This window comes from Streptomyces alfalfae (genome assembly GCF_004127445.1).
Taxonomy (GTDB): Bacteria; Actinomycetota; Actinomycetes; order Streptomycetales; family Streptomycetaceae; genus Streptomyces; species Streptomyces alfalfae.
Genome location: NZ_QEXM01000053.1, coordinates 1 through 1324, shown reverse-complemented (window position 1 = coordinate 1324; position 1324 = coordinate 1). Strand labels below are relative to the sequence as shown.

Below are 1324 nucleotides of genomic sequence, written 5' to 3'. Positions count from 1 at the left end.
AATGACACGACTTCGGCGGTACGCTTGAGCCCCGCTACATTGTCGGCGCGGAATCACTAGACCAGTGAGCTATTACGCACTCTTTCAAGGGTGGCTGCTTCTAAGCCAACCTCCTGGTTGTCTGTGCGACTCCACATCCTTTCCCACTTAGCGTACGCTTAGGGGCCTTAGTCGATGCTCTGGGCTGTTTCCCTCTCGACCATGGAGCTTATCCCCCACAGTCTCACTGCCGCGCTCTCACTTACCGGCATTCGGAGTTTGGCTAAGGTCAGTAACCCGGTAGGGCCCATCGCCTATCCAGTGCTCTACCTCCGGCAAGAAACACACGACGCTGCACCTAAATGCATTTCGGGGAGAACCAGCTATCACGGAGTTTGATTGGCCTTTCACCCCTAACCACAGGTCATCCCCCAGGTTTTCAACCCTGGTGGGTTCGGTCCTCCACGACCTCTTACAGCCGCTTCAACCTGCCCATGGCTAGATCACTCCGCTTCGGGTCTTGAGCGCGCTACTAAATCGCCCTATTCGGACTCGCTTTCGCTACGGCTTCCCCACACGGGTTAACCTCGCAACACACCGCAAACTCGCAGGCTCATTCTTCAAAAGGCACGCAGTCACGAGGATGGAGCAAGCTCCATCCCGACGCTCCCACGGCTTGTAGGCACACGGTTTCAGGTACTATTTCACTCCGCTCCCGCGGTACTTTTCACCATTCCCTCACGGTACTATCCGCTATCGGTCACCAGGGAATATTTAGGCTTAACGGGTGGTCCCGCCAGATTCACACGGGATTTCTCGGGCCCCGTGCTACTTGGGTGTCTCTCAAACGAGCCGCTGATGTTTCGACTACGGGGGTCTTACCCTCTACGCCGGACCTTTCGCATGTCCTTCGCCTACATCAACGGTTTCTGACTCGTCTCACAGCCGGCAGACTGTGAAAGAGAGATCCCACAACCCCGCACACGCAACCCCTGCCGGGTCTCACACGTATACGGTTTGGCCTCATCCGGTTTCGCTCGCCACTACTCCCGGAATCACGGTTGTTTTCTCTTCCTGCGGGTACTGAGATGTTTCACTTCCCCGCGTTCCCTCCACACTGCCTATGTGTTCAGCAGCGGGTGACAGCCCATGACGACTGCCGGGTTTCCCCATTCGGAAACCCCCGGATCAAAGCCTGGTTGACGACTCCCCGGGGACTATCGTGGCCTCCCACGTCCTTCATCGGTTCCTGGTGCCAAGGCATCCACCGTGCGCCCTTAAAAACTTGGCCACAGATGCTCGCGTCCACTGTGCAGTTCTCAAACAACGACCAACCACCCATCAC

1 rRNA gene is annotated in these 1324 nt (G+C 56.9%); it reads right to left on the bottom strand.

What is annotated here, in order from left to right:
* Nucleotides 1–1270 (bottom strand): 23S ribosomal RNA (locus DCW30_RS34165); the annotation flags it as partial.
* Nucleotides 1271–1324 lie beyond the last annotated feature (54 nt).